19 protein-coding genes and 1 tRNA gene are annotated in these 18,746 nt (G+C 33.1%); 15 read left to right on the top strand and 5 right to left on the bottom strand.

The genetic code is table 11. The features are described from left to right. Window positions 1-93 precede the first annotated feature (93 nt). Entirely contained in the window at window positions 94-831 is a 738-nt protein-coding gene (gene truA, locus LG651_RS07830) for a tRNA pseudouridine(38-40) synthase TruA (RefSeq protein ID WP_226695574.1), read from the top strand. After that, window positions 831-2,597 (top strand): ABC transporter ATP-binding protein, encoded by a 1,767-nt coding sequence (locus LG651_RS07835; protein ID WP_226695575.1) that lies wholly within the window; start codon window positions 831-833, stop codon window positions 2,595-2,597. The genes truA and LG651_RS07835 overlap by 1 nt, the downstream gene beginning before the upstream one ends. Here the strand turns inward: LG651_RS07835 and LG651_RS07840 are convergent. The 4 genes from LG651_RS07840 to folP are packed head-to-tail and all read right to left on the bottom strand — an operon-like array spanning window position 2,594 to window position 5,728. Continuing rightward, window positions 2,594-3,382: a DUF3667 domain-containing protein gene (locus tag LG651_RS07840; protein ID WP_226695576.1), complete on the bottom strand. Its 789-nt coding sequence runs from the start codon at window positions 3,380-3,382 to the stop codon at window positions 2,594-2,596. The genes LG651_RS07835 and LG651_RS07840 overlap by 4 nt on opposite strands. A gap of 5 nt (window positions 3,383-3,387) precedes the next feature. Beyond that, window positions 3,388-4,179 (bottom strand): diadenylate cyclase, encoded by a 792-nt coding sequence (locus tag LG651_RS07845; RefSeq protein WP_226695577.1) that lies wholly within the window; start codon window positions 4,177-4,179, stop codon window positions 3,388-3,390. 38 nt (window positions 4,180-4,217) lie between these two features. Next, window positions 4,218-4,892, bottom strand: coding sequence for a hypothetical protein (locus LG651_RS07850; RefSeq protein ID WP_226695578.1), 675 nt, complete (start codon window positions 4,890-4,892; stop codon window positions 4,218-4,220). A 5-nt stretch (window positions 4,893-4,897) separates the two neighbouring features. Continuing rightward, a complete protein-coding gene (gene folP / locus LG651_RS07855) occupies window positions 4,898-5,728 on the bottom strand; it encodes a dihydropteroate synthase (protein WP_226695579.1) in 831 nt (276 codons plus the stop codon). A 161-nt stretch (window positions 5,729-5,889) separates the two neighbouring features. On the opposite strand from folP, the gene LG651_RS07860 reads away from it, so the two are divergent. The 13 genes from LG651_RS07860 (at window position 5,890) to LG651_RS07920 (ending at window position 17,284) form a co-directional block, all read left to right on the top strand. Continuing rightward, entirely contained in the window at window positions 5,890-6,429 is a 540-nt protein-coding gene (locus LG651_RS07860; RefSeq protein ID WP_226695580.1) for a DUF1599 domain-containing protein, read from the top strand. Window positions 6,430-6,480: 51 nt separating this feature from the next. Continuing rightward, the gene (locus LG651_RS07865) at window positions 6,481-7,791 is read left to right on the top strand and encodes a BT_3928 family protein (RefSeq protein WP_226695581.1); all 1,311 of its coding nucleotides are present in this window, start codon (window positions 6,481-6,483) and stop codon (window positions 7,789-7,791) included. Between the two features lie 31 nt (window positions 7,792-7,822). Continuing rightward, window positions 7,823-8,899: an ABC transporter permease gene (locus LG651_RS07870; RefSeq protein ID WP_226695612.1), complete on the top strand. Its 1,077-nt coding sequence runs from the start codon at window positions 7,823-7,825 to the stop codon at window positions 8,897-8,899. A gap of 45 nt (window positions 8,900-8,944) precedes the next feature. Beyond that, window positions 8,945-9,436, top strand: coding sequence for a TlpA family protein disulfide reductase (locus LG651_RS07875; protein ID WP_226695582.1), 492 nt, complete (start codon window positions 8,945-8,947; stop codon window positions 9,434-9,436). A gap of 38 nt (window positions 9,437-9,474) precedes the next feature. Further along, window positions 9,475-10,224 (top strand): triose-phosphate isomerase, encoded by a 750-nt coding sequence (tpiA, locus tag LG651_RS07880; protein ID WP_226695583.1) that lies wholly within the window; start codon window positions 9,475-9,477, stop codon window positions 10,222-10,224. A gap of 283 nt (window positions 10,225-10,507) precedes the next feature. Continuing rightward, a complete protein-coding gene (locus tag LG651_RS07885; RefSeq protein WP_226695584.1) occupies window positions 10,508-10,969 on the top strand; it encodes a hypothetical protein in 462 nt (153 codons plus the stop codon). A gap of 18 nt (window positions 10,970-10,987) precedes the next feature. Then, entirely contained in the window at window positions 10,988-12,094 is a 1,107-nt protein-coding gene (locus LG651_RS07890; RefSeq protein ID WP_226695585.1) for a right-handed parallel beta-helix repeat-containing protein, read from the top strand. Between the two features lie 12 nt (window positions 12,095-12,106). Further along, on the top strand, window positions 12,107-13,297 hold the full coding sequence (locus tag LG651_RS07895) for a T9SS type A sorting domain-containing protein (RefSeq protein WP_226695586.1): 1,191 nt from the start codon (window positions 12,107-12,109) through the stop codon (window positions 13,295-13,297). A gap of 47 nt (window positions 13,298-13,344) precedes the next feature. Next, window positions 13,345-15,285: an ATP-binding protein gene (locus LG651_RS07900; protein ID WP_226695587.1), complete on the top strand. Its 1,941-nt coding sequence runs from the start codon at window positions 13,345-13,347 to the stop codon at window positions 15,283-15,285. Continuing rightward, the gene (locus LG651_RS07905; protein WP_226695588.1) at window positions 15,275-15,910 is read left to right on the top strand and encodes a response regulator; all 636 of its coding nucleotides are present in this window, start codon (window positions 15,275-15,277) and stop codon (window positions 15,908-15,910) included. The genes LG651_RS07900 and LG651_RS07905 overlap by 11 nt, the downstream gene beginning before the upstream one ends. 37 nt (window positions 15,911-15,947) lie before the next feature. Then, window positions 15,948-16,784, top strand: a complete 837-nt coding sequence (gene prmA / locus LG651_RS07910) for a 50S ribosomal protein L11 methyltransferase (protein ID WP_226695589.1) — start codon at window positions 15,948-15,950, stop codon at window positions 16,782-16,784. A 28-nt stretch (window positions 16,785-16,812) separates the two neighbouring features. After that, the gene (locus tag LG651_RS07915; RefSeq protein ID WP_226695590.1) at window positions 16,813-17,088 is read left to right on the top strand and encodes an ATP-dependent Clp protease adaptor ClpS; all 276 of its coding nucleotides are present in this window, start codon (window positions 16,813-16,815) and stop codon (window positions 17,086-17,088) included. A 122-nt stretch (window positions 17,089-17,210) separates the two neighbouring features. Further along, window positions 17,211-17,284, top strand: a tRNA-Arg gene (locus LG651_RS07920). 131 nt (window positions 17,285-17,415) lie between these two features. Here the strand turns inward: LG651_RS07920 and xylA are convergent. After that, window positions 17,416-18,741: a xylose isomerase gene (gene xylA / locus LG651_RS07925; protein WP_226695591.1), complete on the bottom strand. Its 1,326-nt coding sequence runs from the start codon at window positions 18,739-18,741 to the stop codon at window positions 17,416-17,418. Window positions 18,742-18,746 lie beyond the last annotated feature (5 nt).

The following is an 18,746-nucleotide window of genomic DNA, read 5'->3' on the forward strand; positions in this document are numbered from 1 at the left end:
AGGGCTTTCTTTTAATATAGAATTAAGATTATGGCTTTCGCAGAAACTACAAAACTATCTATATTTGTTGTTTAATAAAAGAAGAAAAACAGATTGAGGTATTTTTTAGAGCTTTCGTATAATGGAACCGCGTATCATGGTTGGCAAAATCAGCCCAATGCAATAAGCGTTCAGGAAGTTATTGAGAAAGCATTATCAACTTTATTAAATACAAAAATTAGCATTGTTGGTGCGGGTAGAACCGACGCTGGTGTGCATGCCAAACAAATGTTTGCGCATTTTGAAACCGACCAAATAATCGATAACTTAGTTTATAAATTAAATTCTTTTTTACCTAAAGATGTCGCTATTCATGATTTATTCGAAGTAAAAACAGACGGTCATGCTCGTTTTGATGCTTTAAGTAGAACTTATTTGTACCGCATTGCAACAAAAAAAAATGTGTTTAATTTTAATAATGCGTATTTTGTAAATCAGGAATTAGATCTGGAAAAAATGAACAAAGCCTCGAAAATCTTATTTGAATATATCGATTTTCAATGTTTTTCAAAAACCAACACCGATGTTAAAACCTTTAACTGTAAAGTTATGCAAGCAGAATGGAGTAAGGTTGAAGACGAAATTCATTTTACGGTAAAAGCCGATAGGTTTTTGCGAAACATGGTGCGTGCTATAGTTGGTACCATGGTAAATATTGGTTTAGGTAAAATTGAAGTTGAAGCTTTGCACGACATCATCCAGTCTAAAAACCGCAGTGAAGCGGGCTTTTCGGTGCCTGCTCATGGGTTGTACTTAACGCATATTGAATACCCCGAGGACATAAAAATATAATGAGTAATTCTAAAGATAAATTTTTCGATTATAACCTGTTTAAACGACTGTTTGAGTTTATTAAGCCCTACAAGTTTGTGTTTTTTGGTTTAATTATAAGTGTTGTTTTACTAGCCGTTTTAAGTGCAGCAGTCCCGAAGTTAACAGAGTTAGCTATAGATGATAGCATGACTAATAAAGACAAAGAAGGCTTTGTATTTTATGTAACGCTAATGTTTGGTGCTTTAATTTTTCAAACTGTTTTTCAGTTATTGTTTATGTATTACGCCTCTTGGTTAGGGCAAAGTTTGGTTAAAGATGTTCGCGTAAATTTATTCGATCATTTACTAAGTTTTAAAATGAAATATTACGACCAATCTTCTGTAGGTGTGCTTATTACACGTTCGGTTGCCGATATGGAACGTATTGCCGATATTTTTGGACAGGGTTTGTTCATGATATTTAGAGATTTACTAACCATGGCGGTAGTTTTTGGTGTTATGCTTTACACCAATGTAAAGTTGTCTTTAATTGTGGTGCTTATGTTGCCTTTATTAATTTATGCAACTCGAATTTTTCAAAAGTACATGAAAAAAGCCTTTGAAGAAGTACGCTCGGAAGTATCAAACCTTAATTCTTTTGTTCAAGAACGACTTACAGGAATGAAAATTTTGCAAGTTTTTACGCGTGAATCTATAGAATTCGAAAAGTTTAAAACCATAAACGAACGACATAAAAAAGGGTGGTTAAAAACCGTTTGGTATAATTCGTTTTTCTTTCCAATTGCCGAATTATTTGGGTCTGTAACCATAGGTTTAGTTGCGTGGTATGGCGGATTAAATATTGGGGTGACAAGCAGTGTTTCTCAAGGTGTTTTAGTGTCGTTTATCATGTTTATTCCTATGTTGTTTAGGCCGTTACGACAAATTGCCGATAAATTTAATACATTGCAAATGGGCATGGTTGCAGCCAATAGGGTGTTTAAAGTGTTAGATACAACATCTCATATCGACGATTCCGGAACGCAGTTAGCAGAAGCTTTTAAAGGAAATATTCGATTCGATAAAGTTCGTTTTAGTTATGTTGAAGAAGAAGAAGTATTAAAAGGAATTTCTTTTAATGTAAATGCAGGTGAAACCATTGCTATTGTTGGCGCTACCGGCGCTGGTAAATCTACAATTATTAATTTATTAAATCGTTTTTACGAAATTAAAGATGGTAATATTTTAGTTGATGATGTTAATATTAAAGCCTTCACTTTACAATCGTTACGAAATCAAATAGCAGTAGTTTTACAAGATGTGTTTTTGTTTGCAGATACCATTTTGAGTAATATTACGCTCGATCATCCAGACGTTTCTGAGGCCGATGTAATTGCAGCAGCTAAAGAAATTGGCGTTCATGAGTTTATTTCAAGTTTGCCAAACGGCTATCATTACAATGTAAAAGAACGTGGGGTGATGTTGTCATCGGGTCAACGGCAATTAATATCCTTTTTACGTGCTTACGTTACCAACCCAAGTATTTTGGTTTTAGATGAAGCAACATCGTCTGTCGATTCGCACTCTGAACAACTTATACAAGACGCTACCGATAAAATTACCAAAGGAAGAACATCTATTGTTATTGCGCACCGTTTAGCAACTGTTAAGAAAGCAGATAAAATTATAGTTATGGATGCAGGCGAAATTGTAGAACAAGGCACGCACGACGAATTGCTTAAAAAAGAAAATGGCTATTATAAAAACCTTTACGAAGTACAGTTTTTACAGGAAAAAGTAGCTTAATTTTTAGGTACAAAATCTTGCGGGCTTAATTCGCCAGTTAAAAATAATATAGCTACAGTTAATACAGAAGTGCCTATATAACCTATCATAACAATGAGTAAGAACAAGGGGATTCTCCAAAATAAAGATTTCAGGTTGTTCTCTGAGTTTTTATATGATACATAAATACAAAATACAATCATGAAAACAATGTAAATCATTGCTGTACTCATGTACAACTGCGGATTTATTAGTAGCGTAATTATAGCATAAATTGCAGTAATAAGGCTAAAACTAGTAAGTGTGTAAATGGCTGAAACAACATGTTCTGCAAAATTATATTTTTTATAATTGAAGGCAACAAAACTAGCAAATGCAATAATGGGAATGTATAAAAAGTATACAAACGAGCTATATTCCATGGTTTTAGACATGATTTTCTCGGTGCCAGATGCTCCCGAACTGGTTTGGGCATAACCAATGTTACTAAAATCGATATGCTCCCATGCAAATTTTTTCATTAAAAACATTATTAAACCCGATACCGTAAGCGAAATAGCTAGTATGCTTACAGGATTTAAATATTTTTTGCGTAATCCAGAAATATAACCACCACAGACGTCTTGTGGTTTAATAATCATGTGCCAAAGCGTTTTAAAAAGCGTATTATCAAGATTGAAATAACGTTCAAAAAAATCGAAGGTTAAACTTTTAGCAGTAATTCGGTTTCTTATAACTTTAGCGCCGCAATTTGGACAAAAACTATAATCGGTTCTAAGGGTGTTGTTGCAGTTTTTGCAAATCATAATAATTAGCTTAAATCTTTTTTAATAAGCTTTGTAAGCTCGTTGCTATCTTCGTAAACCACGAATTCTCCGTCTTTAAAATACGAAATATGCCCTGTTTCTTCACTTACAGCTAGCGCTAGTGCATCGGTTTTTTCGGTAACACCAATAGCAGCTCTATGCCGAAGTCCGAAACGCTGCGGAATGTGTTTTTCATTATTAACAGGTAAAATAACTCGGGTAGCTTTTACAATATTATTGCTCACAATTATAGCACCATCGTGTAGCGGACTATTTTTAAAAAATATACTTTCAATAATGGGTTGTGTTACTTTTATGTTCATTTCGTCTCCCGAAGACGATAAAAAATCTAAATTATTGTTGCGTTCAAAAACTATTAAAGCTCCCGTTTTAGATAGACTCATTTTATTACAAGCCGAAATTATTGCATTAATATCGGTGTTAGATTCAATTTCGTCTTCAGTTTTTAAAAAGTTAAACGGCTTAAAAAATTGTTTACGTCGGTTAAGGTTTGTAGAACCTACCATTAATAAAAATTTCCTTATTTCAGGCTGAAAAACAACTATAAGCGCAATAATTCCGACTTTAATGAAACCTCCAAAAATGCTTGTTAGCAGTTGCATGTTTAAAAACTCGGTAAGTTTCCAAACCAAGTAAATAATTATGATACCAATAAAAATATTGATGGCAACAGTGCCTTTAATGAGCTTATAAATATAATAGAGTAGTAGCGCTACTAAAATAACGTCAATTACATCAATAACGCTAAAGTTTAAAATGTCTTTAAAAATATCCAAAGGAATGGGTTTTGGTAAATTTAATAAAAATGAAGTTATCAATTTATAAATTCTGTATTCGATATTTTAATGTGATTAAACTGTTTGTTTTTAATTAAAGATTTTATGGTTATATAATCTTGAAAAGTTAAAGACTTTGAAAACCGTAAAGAAACTTTTGATGCTTTATTGAATACATGTTTTAAGTCTGTTAGAAGTTCATTTTTATTGCTTTCTTTAATAGAAGGTTCTTTTTCGGGGCTTATGATAAATATTTTTCCGTCGTGGTTAACAAAAATAGTGTTAGCGGTTACATTAAAATCTGGAGGGATTGTTTGTACAGTGTTTTCTTTTTTTACCTCATAATTAACTTTAGTAAATTCTATAAACCCTAAATTATTCTTGCTTATGTCGTTGCACGAAAAATAGTTTTTAGCGTTTTCGTTTTTATGGCCAGCATTCGCCTTTTTTTCTTGTAGAAATTTTATTTGTGGGATAACTTGGCGTAAGGTTAAGCGTTTATCGATATTTACTAACCAATTTGTGGTGCTAATTAGGTTTTTTCTATTTAGTAAAACACTGTCTGTTTGTGTTGGGTCGTAAAATATATATGCAGCAGAAACGTCTTTAATATTTTGAATTTCAGAATTGTTAATTTCTGGTAATTGTACCGTTTTTTTATTTCCGCAGGAAAAAAATAAAACACCACTTAAGAGCAAAATAATATATTTCATGACTTCTAACTTCTAACTTCTAACGCTTCAATTAATTTAATACATTCAACAGCTTCTTTTACATCGTGAACTCGTAAAATTTTCGCTCCTTTTTGTAGCGCAATGGTGTTTAAAACAGACGTACCGTTTAAGGCTTCTTGAGCTGTAATGTCTAGTTTTTTATAAATCATAGATTTTCTTGAAACACCTGCGAGCAAAGGTTTATCAATCATTTTTAATAATTCTAAGTTATTTAAAAGCGTGTAATTTTGTTCTAAGGTTTTTGCAAATCCAAATCCAGGATCTATGATTATATCTTTAATTCCTAAAGCTTTTGCTGCCGCTAATCTTTCAGAAAAATAAAAAATAATATCTTTTATTAAGTTACCGTAATTGGTTTGTTGTTGCATGGTTTTTGGGGTGCCTCGCATGTGCATCATAATGTATGGCACTTTTAATTTAGCAACAGTTGGTAACATGTTTTTATCGAGGTTTCCTGCCGAAATATCATTTATAATAGAAGCGCCAGCTTCAATACTTTTTTCTGCTACACGGCTCCTAAATGTATCAATGGAAAGTATGGTTTCTGGAAAATGTTTCAGAATTAAGTCTATAATAGGAATCATTCGATGTAATTCTTCAGCCTCACTAACGTCATCTGCATTGGGTCGCGAACTGTAAGCTCCGGCATCTATAAAAGTAGCGCCAGCGTTTAACATGTGTTCTACATGATTTAAAATGTCTTTCTCGTTTTTATGTTTACCGCCATCGTAAAAAGAATCGGGTGTTAGGTTTAAAATTCCCATAACTTTTGGCGCAGATAAATCGATGAGGTTTCCTTTGCAATTAATTGTCATATTTTTGGTTCAGGGTTTAAAGTTTTAGGTTTTTAATTTTATTTAAAATGTATCGTTTTTCGAGTGATTTTGGAAAGGTTGATAATATTTAAAAACTTTTAACTTTTAACTTTTAACTTTTAAGTTATTTGTTCGAAATTTACACAAAATTCAATTTATTTATGCAAGAAACCTCAAAACAATACGATGCCGTTATAGAAACATGTAGAAGTCTCTTTATTAAAAAAATGAGCGATTATGGAAGCGCTTGGCGCATTTTGCGTTTGCCATCGCTTACCGACCAAATTTTTATAAAAGCACAACGTATACGAGGTTTGCAAGAAAACGAGGTTAGAAAGGTTGACGAAGGTGAAGTTAGCGAATTTATAGGCATAATAAATTACTGTATTATGGCTTTAATTCAAATTGAAAAAGGAGTTGTGGAGCAGCCAGATTTAAACACCGAAGAAGCTACCAAATTGTACGAAAAACAGGTAGCCATTACTAAAAAATTAATGGAAGACAAAAACCACGACTATGGCGAAGCATGGCGCGATATGCGTGTAAGTAGTTTAACCGATTTAATTTTACAGAAATTATTAAGAGTTAAGCAAATTGAAGATAATGCGGGTAAAACATTGGTAAGCGAGGGTATAGATGCCAATTACCAAGACATGATTAATTATTCGGTTTTTGCACTAATTCATTTAAACAAAAGTTAAAATTTTCTGCTGTACAGCGGAAATTTTTACATTGAAACTCAAAATCTCATAATGAAGATATTAGTTAGTATTTCCAGAATATTTGTTGGTGTTTTATTCATCATATCCGGATTAATAAAGCTTAACGACCCGCTTGGGTTTTCATATAAATTACAAGAATATTTTAGTCCAGATGTACTTAATTTACCGTTTTTAGAACCTTATGCATTAATGATTTCGGTTGTTGTTGTGGTTTTTGAGGTGGTTTTGGGCGTATTTTTATTAATAGGATATAAGCCTAAATTTACCGTTTGGAGTTTGTTGTTAATGATTGTGTTTTTTACATTCTTAACCTTTTACTCGGCTTATTTCGATAAAGTTAAAGATTGCGGTTGTTTTGGTGATGCCTTAAAACTTACGCCATGGGAAAGTTTTACAAAAGATTTGGTGCTGCTAATATTAATCTTGATTTTATTTGTTGGGAAAAAATATATCAATCCAATTTTTGGTAGACTAACGTTAACCATACTGGCGTTATTAAGTTTTATTTTATCACTTTGGTTTGGTTACCATGTTTTAATGCATTTGCCAGCAAAAGATTTTAGAGCCTATAAAATTGGAGCGAATATTAGTGAAGGTATGAGTATTCCAGATGATGCTCCTAAAGCCGAAACCGAATATTACTGGAAATTTAAAGTTGATGGCGAAGAACAAATAATTACCACAATGGGTGCTTACCCTTCGGTTGAAGGTGAGTTTATTGGTGTTGAAACTAAAGTGATAAAAGAAGGTTATCAACCAACAATTTACGATTTTTCAATTGAAACTGAAGATGAAGATGTTACATCAAAATTTCTTTCAGAAGAAAATTTAATTGTAGTTATTTCATATAGCTTAGAAAAGATAGAACGACAGGGTGCTTTAAAACTTAAAGCATTACAAGATGCCGCAGAAAAAAATGGGTATCAAATAATAGGTTTAACCGCATCTGGCGAGGCTACAAAACAACACATTAAAAAATTATATAATATTAGTTTTAACTGGTATTTGTGCGACGAAAAAGCATTGAAAACAGTGGTTCGTGCTAATCCGGGAGTTATTGAGCTCGATTCAGGAACCGTAAAACAAAAAGTGCATTGGAACGATATTGAAAGCTTAAATTTACCTTTAGTAGAAACTAAACCAAAAGATTTTTTACTAAAAGAAAGTGTCGGTTATTTTTTAGATGCGCAATTATCTAGCAAAGAGGTTGTCGAGGCTATCGATCCAGCAGAAATAAAAAGCGTAAATGTTATAAAGGATCCCGAAACAATTAAAGCTCATAATATCGAGAATAATACAAATTTTACCGGTTTAGTTGTAGTTACCTTAAAGTCGAATTAATTGTCTAAATTTATAAATAACAAAAAACAGTCTGATAAATTATTTTATAAATAAAACTTCTTATGCATTTCTCACCTTATTTGGTGTAGTTACGGTTATATTCTTTCTGTTTAATGTATTACCTGGCGATCCGGCACAAATGATGCTTGGGCAAAATGAAGACAGCGAGCAGCTCGCTTTGGTAAAGCACAAGTATGGTTTCGATAAGCCAGTTACTACCCAGTATTTTTACTATTTAAACGATTTATCGCCTATTTCATTTCATTCCAAAGGTGAAACCGATTATACGTTTTTGCGAGAAGGAAAGTATAATGCAGCTCGGTTGTTTCCCATTGGAAATACCATGGTTGTATTAAAACTACCATATTTGCGCGAATCGTTTACAAAACAAGGTAAAAAAGTGAGCGATGTTTTAAAAGAAACCTTGCCAAATACATTCGTTTTGGCAGTGTCTGCAATAATTATTGCCATGATTTTGGGGGTGATTTTAGGTATAGTTTCTGCGCTATACAAAGACCAATGGCTCGATAAAACCATCCAAATATTTAGTACCTTGGGTATGAGTGTGCCATCGTTTTTCAGCGCCATTTTATTTGCTTGGTTATTTGGTTTTGTGCTTCATAACTATACCAATTTAGAAATGACTGGAAGTCTTTACGAACTCGACGATTTTGGCGAAGCTATGCACATAAAATGGAAAAATTTAATACTTCCGGCAGTCGTTTTAGGTATTCGGCCATTGGCAGTTGTTATTCAGCTTATGCGTAATTCGTTGTTAGAAGTATTTAATCAAGATTATATTCGTACGGCTAGAGCCAAAGGGCTTAGCGAGTTTCAAATAATAAAAAAACATGCCGTAAAAAATGCTTTAAATCCAGTGGTTACAGCAATTTCTGGTTGGTTTGCATCCATGTTAGCAGGTGCTGTTTTTGTAGAGTATATTTTCGGGTGGAATGGCCTTGGTAAAGAAATTGTAAATGCATTAAATACACTCGATTTACCAATTATAATGGGCGCCGTATTAATAATTGCTATAATGTTTGTAATTATTAATATTCTTGTCGACTTAATATATGTTTGGTTAGATCCAAAGGTGAAACTTAATTAATCTTCAAAATCCGCGAAAGCGATATCAAAATTTAATTTAATAAAAATGAAAAAACTAAGTTTAGTTATTTTAACTGTTGTAACATTTTTAAGCTGTAACAAGCAGGAACCGGTACAATTTTCTCAAGAAGCTTTAAACGATACTTTTGTAACATTAACAGAGCAAGAAGTAACACTTCAATCTATTTTAAATAAGCACAAAGGAAAAACAATAGTTATCGATATTTGGGCATCTTGGTGTAGCGATTGCATAAAAAATATGCCTAAAGTAAAAAACTTACAAGCTCAGTTTCCAGATTTGGAATACGTGTTTTTATCTTTAGATAGAAGTCTCGATTCATGGAAACATGGCATAAATAAATATCAAGTTACCGGCGACCATTATTATTTACCAAATGCAAAAGATTGTGCTTTTGCAGATTTTGTAAATATAAGCTGGATTCCTAGATATATGGTAATAAATAAAGCTAGCGAAATCGTTGTATTTAATGTTATTGAAGCTGACGACGAAAAGTTGCTAGAAGCTATTAAAAATTAAGTATTTTAGCGTAGCATTATTATAAAAATCTAAACATCATGAGAAAAAATATAGTAGCTGGAAACTGGAAAATGAATAACGATTTAGCACAAACGCAAACGTTAATTACAGCATTAAAAGCGCAAGAGAAAACCTCGAATGCAGAGGTAATGGTAGCGCCAACATTTACAAATCTTTACAGCGCTTACGAAACTTTAAAAGGTACCGGCATTGAAGTTGTAGCACAAAACATGCACTTTGCAGAAAATGGTGCATACACAGGCGAAATTAGTGCAGCAATGTTAAAAAGCATTGGTATAAAAACAGTAATATTAGGACACAGCGAACGTCGTGCATACTTTAACGAAACCGACGAGCTTTTAGCCAAAAAAGTAGATGCAGCCTTAGCGAGCGATATGACTGTAATTTTTTGTTTTGGCGAAGAGTTAGCCGACAGAAAGTCTGGTAATCATGAGCAAGTAGTCGAAGATCAAATTAAAAATGCATTATTCCATTTAAAATCATGGGATTATAAAAATATTGTTTTAGCCTACGAACCAGTTTGGGCCATTGGAACAGGCGAAACAGCAACACCAGAGCAAGCGCAAGATATGCACGCTCATATAAGAAAAACAATAGCCGATCATTATGGTTACGATACCGCAAACGACGTCTCAATTTTATACGGCGGCAGTGTAAAACCAAACAATGCAAAAGAAATATTTGGAAAGCCAGATGTAGATGGTGGTTTAATTGGTGGTGCATCTCTAAAAGCCGAAGATTTTTTCGCCATAGTAAACGCCTTTTAAAAATAAAATAATTGGGGCGTTACCTTGCTTTAGGCAAGGTCGGGCTTTCGGTAGTCGCTACCTCCTTCGTCGGTGAGCTTCAACAATACCTCAATCCCTAACGCGGGCATATTTGCCAAAACCAGTTATAAAACATAAAACCTGTTAAGTTTAATTAAGCTTAGCAGGTTTTTTTTCTTCTAAGGGTATTCCCTGATTTATTTAAATCAAGGAATGCCCTTAATTATTTTCGTTTTATCCAAATTAACTTGCATGCAGTTATTAATCAGTAATTTAAAATAAAATGAAAAACCTAAAAAACCTAACCCTGTTACTTTTGGTATGTAGCATGCTCGTAAAATGTGATTTCAGTTCGAACTACGAAAATATCGAGGAAAGTAAAGATAATTCGCCTCCAATAATTCAAATTGAAAGTCCTACAGCAAATAAAGTTTTCTACACCGATGGCGGTACAGAAGCCCCAGATTATGTTGTAATTAACGCTACAGCAACCGACGATAGTAAAATTGTTACAGGTACAGTTACGGTTTATAACAGCAATAAAGAAAGTGTGCATTTTTACGAAGAAACATCGAGCACCCAGAATAATATATCAATAAACGAAGTTTACACCTCATTTCGAACAGTACAAGAAGGCGACTACAGCATAGAAATTGAGTTCACAGACTCTCAAGGAAATAGCGCTATAGAAACTATTAACGTAACCTGCCTTTATTCACCAATTGGTGGCGATACCGATGCTTAAACCTTAAACCAAACCATTATGAAATTATTTAATCCATCAGAGAATAAAAGATTTTTAATTGTATTTGTTTTTAGCTTAATAATGCAATTTACGTATGCACAATCTGTATTTGTAGTCGATAATAATCAAGGCGCCTCAACAGGATATACCAGTGTTCAAGCAGCAATAAATGATGCTCAAGCAGGAGATATAATTTATTTACAACCGTCGCCAAACAATTACGGCGATATACAAATGACTAAGCCGTTACATATTTATGGTATAGGCTATAATCCCGAACTTAATAATGGTGTTAATTCGCAAGTGAGTAATATCTTTTTTCGATATGCCGATGCTTCAAATTCTAAAATATCGGGTTTAAACATTAATGGTATTTATTTAGATAATACAACGTTTCCGAACCATAATGTTGTTATTACCAATAACAGAATTGTTTTTATAAACGGTAATTCGACAACGAATCGTGCTAATAATGTTATAGTTTCTGGTAATTTTTTCTACCATAATTCCATTCAATTTATTAACAATCATAATAGTCAAAATTGGATTATTTCTCATAATACCTTTAATAGAGAAAGTACTTATTTCGATTACCATTTGTTTTACAATTTTAATAGCTCTACTGTTTTTAGTAATAACATTATTCTGTCTAGGCAAAATGGAAATACAAATGGTTCTATTAGAATATTTTCAGCATGTTCTGGTGCTTCAATAAGCAACAATATCTTTATTTTTACAGGAACCGATTTGGCAAATTTTAATCTTGGGTCAAATTCAGGTTTACAGTATAAAAATAACTTAACTTACAGTTATAATACAACCTTAGATGCTTTAACGGGAACAGATAATTTAAATAATACCGATCCACAATTTGTAGCTTTTAATCCAAACACATCATTAAATTCTACAGCAAACGATTTTCATATTCAAACAGGATCAGCAGCCAAAAATGCAGGTGCAGATGGTAACGATTTAGGTGTTTTTAACGGCGGTTTTCCTTTCAATTTGCGAGGTTATCCCACAGAGCTTCCTTATTTAACCGATTTCGTTATTCACAACAACATCATAACGCCTGGGGAGACTTTAAATGTGAATATTAAGGCCAATGCTAATATTTCAAACTAAAGCTCAAAACCAATGAAATTTTTATACATTTTATTATTGGCGTTGTGTTTAAGTTTTTCGGTAAATGCCCAAATAACTGCCGCAGAATATTTTATAGACACAGATCCTGGAATTGGTAATGGTATTACATTACCAGTTTCAGGAAATACCATCGACCAAGATTTTAGCATATCAACTACAGGATTATCAGAAGGTATGCATAAAATGTACGTGCGAGTACAACATGCTGGCGCTTGGAGCTTGTATGCTAAAAATGTGTTTTATGTAACCCAGAACCTATCTAATCCATCAAATATAGCGTCGGCTGAATATTTTTTTAATACCGATCCAGGTGTTGGTAATGCGACACCATTAGCGGTTTCAGGAAGCTCAATCAATCAAAATGTAAGTATTGCTACTACAGGTCTATCAGCCGGAATTCATAAATTATATGTTCGAGTTGTAAATTCTAATGGTACGTGGGCTTTTTACGATAAGCAGATTTTTTATATGAACCCTAATAAAACAAATACAGCCTCTATCGCTTCCGCGGAATACTTTTTCGATACAGACCCTGGTGTTGGTAATGGGGAAGCGTTGTCGGTTTCTGGAAATACAATCAGTCAAAATTATAGTATTGCTACCAACAATTTGCAAGGAGGTATGCATAATCTATACATAAGAACTGTTAATACCGACGGTACTTGGAGTTTGTATGATAAACAGGTATTCAGTATAAGTGAAGGATTTTCAAATTCGGCGTTAATAACTGCCGCAGAATACTTTTTTGATGTAGATCCAGGTTTGGGTAATGCTTCGCCAATTGCAATTTCGGATACTCAAAACCTTGATTCTAACTTTGAGATTGATGTACCTACAGATATTGGTGGTGGCGATCATTACCTTTATGTTAGGGTGAAAAGTACTGATGATACATGGAGCTTGTTTACACGAGAATTTATTTCATCAACTTTATCAAATGAAGAATTCAATTTTAAGCAAGTGAAAATTTATCCGAATCCAGTTGATGAAATTTTGCAAATTGAAGTAAAAAGCCTTGAAGTTGAATATTTAAAAATCATCAACATTATGGGGCAAGTCATTTATCAGTTTGATGATGATTTTGTAGGTAGTGTTAACTTAGGATTTCTAAAATCTGGCACGTATCTTTTACAATTGAAAACTCCTAAAGGTATGTTTACCAAAAGAATAGTAAAAAAGTAATTATTAGTTAAATAAGATTTTTAAATTTGATAGTAATAGTTAAATAAGTGCATAAATATTTCATCTACATATTTTTATTTATTTCGCTTGGTTGCTTTAGCCAAGGAACACAGGAAGCGGATAGCTTATTAAACGTTATTAAAACCAGCAATAAACTTGAAGATAAAGCACGAGCCCATGGTAAATTGGCGCTTTTAAACCTGTTAAGTGATATTCAGTTTGCCAAAAAGCATTTGGATTCTTCATTTGCACTATACACAAATATCAATAATGAAAAAGGAATAGCATCATCCCACCTAAAATTAGCAGTGTATTATAGGCTAGAAGGCGAGTATGAAAAAGGATTAAATCACATTAAATATTCAATTGACTACGCCGAAAAAACCAAAGACACTTTCAATATTGCAAATAGTTTGTTTCAAAAAGCGGTTTTGTACTCGCTTAAGTCCGATTACAATGAATCTCTAGAGGTTTTTTATAAGATTCTAGCCATTTATGAAGCTATGGATAACCAAGGTAAAGTAGGACTTACATTAAATTCCATTGGCATTACATATAATGATTTGCAAATGTATCCTGAAGCCATTAATGCTTACAAAAAAGCGGTAAGTATTCATGAAAAAATGCAGGATTCCGTAAACCTACCAAACGCATACAGTAACTTGGCATTAGCTTATGCAAACCAAAAACAGTATGATTTGGCATTAAATTTTTACCGAAAAGCAAGACAAATTGATATTAATACAAATAATGAATGGGGTCTAGGCATAAATAGCGAAAATATTGGTGTGGTTTTAAACGAACAAGAAAAATACACTGATGCGATAATCTACTTTAATGAAGCAAAACGAATTTTTGATGCCAATAATTTTAAAACCGATTTAACACGAGTTTACACAAATTTAGGTCAAGTAAATTTCCGATTAAAAAATTATATAAAAAGTGAATTTTACTTAAAAGAAGCATTAAAAAGCAAAACCAATTCTAAGTTGGTTACTAAAGAAATTCACAACAATTTATTCGAGTTATATAAGGCTACAAATCGGTACGAGCTAGCACTCGATCATTATGAAAAATTCAATGTTTTTAAGGATAGTATTTTTGAAGAAGAGCGCATTAAAAATATAAACGAACTGGATAAAAAATACCAAACCGAAAAAAAAGACAAAGAGATTGCTACACAGCAACTCGAAATTCAAAATAAAGAAGCGGAAATTGAAAAAAAACAAACCCTAAATATCATTGCCATAGGAAGTGCTATTTTTTTATTGATTGCCGCTATTTTAATAGTTTTCATTTTTAAACAACGCCAAAAGCGCATAAAAGAAGAGGTTGTTAGTTTAAAACGTCAGCATCAAATTAAAACGCTTGAAGCCTTAATTGAAGGTGAGGAGAATGAACGTTTTCGTATTGCACGCGAATTACACGATGGCGTAAATGGTGATTTATCGGCTATAAAATATAAGCTGTCTTCGTTACTCGAAATGAATAATAAAATTATTAATGAAGCTATTACAATGATTGACGATTCCTGCAAGCAAGTACGTGCCATTTCGCACGATTTGGTGCCACCATCATTAGAAAGTTTTAGCTTAGTTGAAGCAACGGAAGCCTATTGCAGTAATTTAAATGAAGCTTACAACAATATAGATGTTAACTTTCAGCATTTGGGTGAAGACATTAATTTATCAAAGAAAAATGAAATTAATATCTTTAGAATTATTCAAGAACTGGTTTCAAATAGTTTAAAGCATGCTCAAGCCAAGGCCATTAATGTTCAAATAAGCCATAGAAATAATCAAATTCAAATTACAGTTGAAGATGATGGTGTAGGTTTTAATGCCAATGAAGTTAGCGCTAAAGGAATTGGTTTAGGTAATGTTAAATCGAGGGTAGATTATTTAAATGCTACTTTAGATTTAATTTCAAATCAAAGTGGAACCTCGTACACGATAGATATTGATACAAAACAGATTGATGGAAATTAAAATAGCTATAACCGACGATCATCAAATGGTTTTACAAGGTATTGTTGCCATGTTAACTGACACACCCGATTTAAAAGTGGTGGGCACATACAAAAATGCGCAAGAAACTCTTGAAGCTATCGAAATAAGTAAACCAGATGTTTTATTGCTCGACATTAATCTTCCAGATATAAACGGCATCGATTTAAGTAAAAAACTTTTAGGTAAAATGCCTGAACTCAAAATTATAGCCTTAACCAATTTTGAAGATATTTCGTTTGTAAAACGCATGCTTAAAAATGGGGTTCACGGTTATTTACTTAAAAACACCGATAAGTTAGAGCTAATAAAAGCCATGAAAACCGTGCTTTCTGGCGAAATTTTTCTTCAAAAAAGTATTCAGAATAAAATTATAAATCAGACTTCAGGTAAAACTTCGGATAATGGCTTAAAACCCAATTTAACCCGACGCGAACATGAGGTTTTAGTGGCAATTTCAGAAGAGTTAACCACTCAAGAAATTTCAGAAAAACTCTTTATAAGTCCTAAAACAGTTGAAACTCATCGCATGAATATTATGAGTAAATTGGGGGCAAAAAATAGTGTGGGTATCATTAAAATTGCCATCGAAAAGGAATTGCTTTAGTTTTTACTGCCTATCTTTGCAGCCAAAAAACTGCAATATGTCAAATACCATATATCTAGGATATTATTTTAAAGTAGAGCCACAACAACCCGCTGTAGAAATTTTAATAGCCGAATTAGGTTACGCAGGTTTCGAGAGTTTTGTAGAAACCGAAGAAGGCGTAACGGCATACATTCAAAAAGAAGAGTGGAATCAATCTATTCTAGAAGATATACAAATATTAAATTCTGATGAGTTTGAAATTTCTTTCACCTTCGAAGAAATAGAACAAACCAACTGGAATGCCGAATGGGAAAAAAACTTTAACCCAATAGTTGTTGACGATGCTTGTGCAGTTCGTGCACCATTTCATGAGAAATTTAACGTAGAATACGACATTGTTATCGAGCCAAAAATGAGTTTTGGTACCGGTCATCATGAAACCACACACATGATGATTCAGCACATCTTAAAAAACGATTTTAAAGATAAATCGGTTCTCGATATGGGTTGCGGTACAGGAGTTTTAGCCATTTTGGCCGAAAAAAAAGGAGCAAAGCCAATTGATGCCATAGATTATGATAATTGGTGCTATTTAAATAGTTTAGAAAATGTAGAACGTAACAACTGCGAGCATATTACAGTAATAGAGGGCGATGCTAGCGTATTAGGTAAAAACAAATATGATATTGTTATCGCAAATATAAACCGTAATATTTTGTTGCAAGATATGGCTACGTACGTATCTTGTTTAAATAAAGGAGGTATGTTGTTTTTAAGCGGATTTTATAATGATGATATCCCAATTATAAAAGAAGCTTGTAAGAACTTAATGTTAAATTTTGAAGAAAAGTTAGAAAGAAATAATTGGGTTGCATTAAAATTTATAAATTAGTATTATATTATAACATAACTACAATAGCATGAGTACCAAAGAAAAAGCGTTAGAAGAAGTATTACTCGAAGAAAAAGTATCTACTCAAAACGAAATTGTTTTATACAACGACGATGTTAATACCTTCGATCATGTTATAGAAACTTTAATTTATGCCTGCGATCATACTTTAGAGCAAGCAGAGCAATGTTCAATAATAGTACATTATAATGGAAAGTGTACTGTAAAAACTGGAGTTTATAGCGATTTAAAACCGCGCTGTTCTATGCTTTTAGAAGCCGGATTAAATGCCGAAATTGTTTAGTAAGAACTTAGACTTGTTCGTACGCAAAGCATTTGGATGGTAAACTAAAAAATCTCAGAAAAAACAGTAAATATATTTTGGTGGTATATTAATAAAAATATATATTTGCACCCACAAAAAACGGCCGCGTGGCGCAACTGAATAGCGCACTTGATTACGGCTCAAGAGGTTGCAGGTTTGAATCCTGCCGCGGTCACAAAAAGCTTCAAGAAATTGAAGCTTTTTTTATGCTTAATTGCCAACGTTACAGATTTAAATTAAATGACGTGAATAAAAAAATCCTTGTAAATAAATACAAGGATTTTTTTTAATGTATTTGAAGCAGTCTTAAATATACTGATTAATTATATTCTCGAACAATTCTTGTTTACCGCTTTGTAATGGTAATTCGCCGTTTTCTTGAGCGATATCATATAAATCGGTTAAGCTTAATTTACCAGCTTCAAAATCTTTTCCTTTTCCAGAATCAAAGCTGCTGTAACGTTCTTTTCTTAACTTATCGTAAGGAGACGACGAAATAATTTTATCGGCAGTAATTAAAGCTCTAGCAAAGGTATCGGCACCACCAATGTGTGCTAAAAATACATCTTCTAAATCGGTTGAATTTCTTCTAATTTTAGCATCAAAATTAACACCACCACCTTGTAAGCCACCTGCTTTTAAAAATACAAGCATAGCTTCGGTAGTTTCTTGAATGTTGTTAGGGAACTGGTCTGTATCCCATCCGTTTTGGTAATCGCCACGGTTGGCATCTAAGCTACCTAACATACCTGCTTTTGCTGCCACTTCAATTTCATGTTGAAACGTGTGTTGTGCTAGCGTAGCGTGATTTACTTCAATATTAATTTTAAAATCTTTGTCTAAACCATATTCTTTTAAGAAACCAATAGCAGTGGCCGAATCGAAATCGTATTGGTGTTTCATTGGTTCCATTGGTTTTGGTTCTATAAAGAAGTTTCCTTTAAAACCTTGTGCTCTGGCATAATCTCTAGCCATGGTTAAAAATTGCCCCATGTGGTCTAGTTCGCGACCCATATCAGTATTTAATAAGCTCATGTAACCTTCGCGACCGCCCCAGAATACGTAGTTTTCACCATTTAAAGCAATAGTAGCATCTAAAGCCAATTTAATTTGTCCGCCAGCTCTGGCAACCACATTAAAATCTGGATTTGTAGAAGCACCATTCATGTATCTTGGGTTAGAAAAACAGTTGGCTGTACCCCAAAGTAATTTTACACCCGAAGCCTCTTGTTTTTCTTTTAAGTATTCGGTAATTGCAGCTAAATTAGATTCTAATTCGCCAAACGAATTACCTTCGCGTACTAAATCTACATCGTGGAAACAGTAGTAACCAAATCCCATTTTTGTAATAAATTCAAAAGCAGCATCGGCTTTATCTTTTGCAGCTTGTACAGCATCGCTTGATGCATCCCAAGGGAAGTTTAAAGTTCCAGGACCAAACGGGTCGCTTCCTTGTCCGCAAAACGTATGCCAGTAAGCCACAGAAAATTTAAACCATTCTTTCATGGTTTTACCAGCAACAACTTGATCTGGGTTGTAGTATTTAAACGCTAAAGGGTTGTCTGACTCTTTACCTTCGAATTTAATTTCTCCAATACCTTTATAGTATTCTTTATTTCCTATTAATGCCATGATTT

This window comes from Neotamlana sargassicola, assembly GCF_020523965.1.
Classification (GTDB): domain Bacteria; phylum Bacteroidota; class Bacteroidia; order Flavobacteriales; family Flavobacteriaceae; genus Neotamlana; species Neotamlana sargassicola.

Bases quoted from the DNA above. Each gene is read 5' to 3' on its own strand.
- LG651_RS07835 (WP_226695575.1), top strand. From the start codon at position 831: ATGAGTAATTCTAAAGATAAATTTTTCGATTATAACCTGTTTAAACGA.
- LG651_RS07840 (WP_226695576.1), bottom strand. From the start codon at position 3,382: ATGATTTGCAAAAACTGCAACAACACCCTTAGAACCGATTATAGTTTT.
- LG651_RS07850 (WP_226695578.1), bottom strand. From the start codon at position 4,892: ATGAAATATATTATTTTGCTCTTAAGTGGTGTTTTATTTTTTTCCTGC.
- folP (WP_226695579.1), bottom strand. From the start codon at position 5,728: ATGACAATTAATTGCAAAGGAAACCTCATCGATTTATCTGCGCCAAAA.
- LG651_RS07860 (WP_226695580.1), top strand. From the start codon at position 5,890: ATGCAAGAAACCTCAAAACAATACGATGCCGTTATAGAAACATGTAGA.
- LG651_RS07865 (WP_226695581.1), top strand. From the start codon at position 6,481: ATGAAGATATTAGTTAGTATTTCCAGAATATTTGTTGGTGTTTTATTC.
- LG651_RS07875 (WP_226695582.1), top strand. From the start codon at position 8,945: ATGAAAAAACTAAGTTTAGTTATTTTAACTGTTGTAACATTTTTAAGC.
- tpiA (WP_226695583.1), top strand. From the start codon at position 9,475: ATGAGAAAAAATATAGTAGCTGGAAACTGGAAAATGAATAACGATTTA.
- LG651_RS07885 (WP_226695584.1), top strand. From the start codon at position 10,508: ATGAAAAACCTAAAAAACCTAACCCTGTTACTTTTGGTATGTAGCATG.
- LG651_RS07890 (WP_226695585.1), top strand. From the start codon at position 10,988: ATGAAATTATTTAATCCATCAGAGAATAAAAGATTTTTAATTGTATTT.
- LG651_RS07895 (WP_226695586.1), top strand. From the start codon at position 12,107: ATGAAATTTTTATACATTTTATTATTGGCGTTGTGTTTAAGTTTTTCG.
- LG651_RS07905 (WP_226695588.1), top strand. From the start codon at position 15,275: ATGGAAATTAAAATAGCTATAACCGACGATCATCAAATGGTTTTACAA.
- prmA (WP_226695589.1), top strand. From the start codon at position 15,948: ATGTCAAATACCATATATCTAGGATATTATTTTAAAGTAGAGCCACAA.
- LG651_RS07915 (WP_226695590.1), top strand. From the start codon at position 16,813: ATGAGTACCAAAGAAAAAGCGTTAGAAGAAGTATTACTCGAAGAAAAA.
- xylA (WP_226695591.1), bottom strand. From the start codon at position 18,741: ATGGCATTAATAGGAAATAAAGAATACTATAAAGGTATTGGAGAAATT.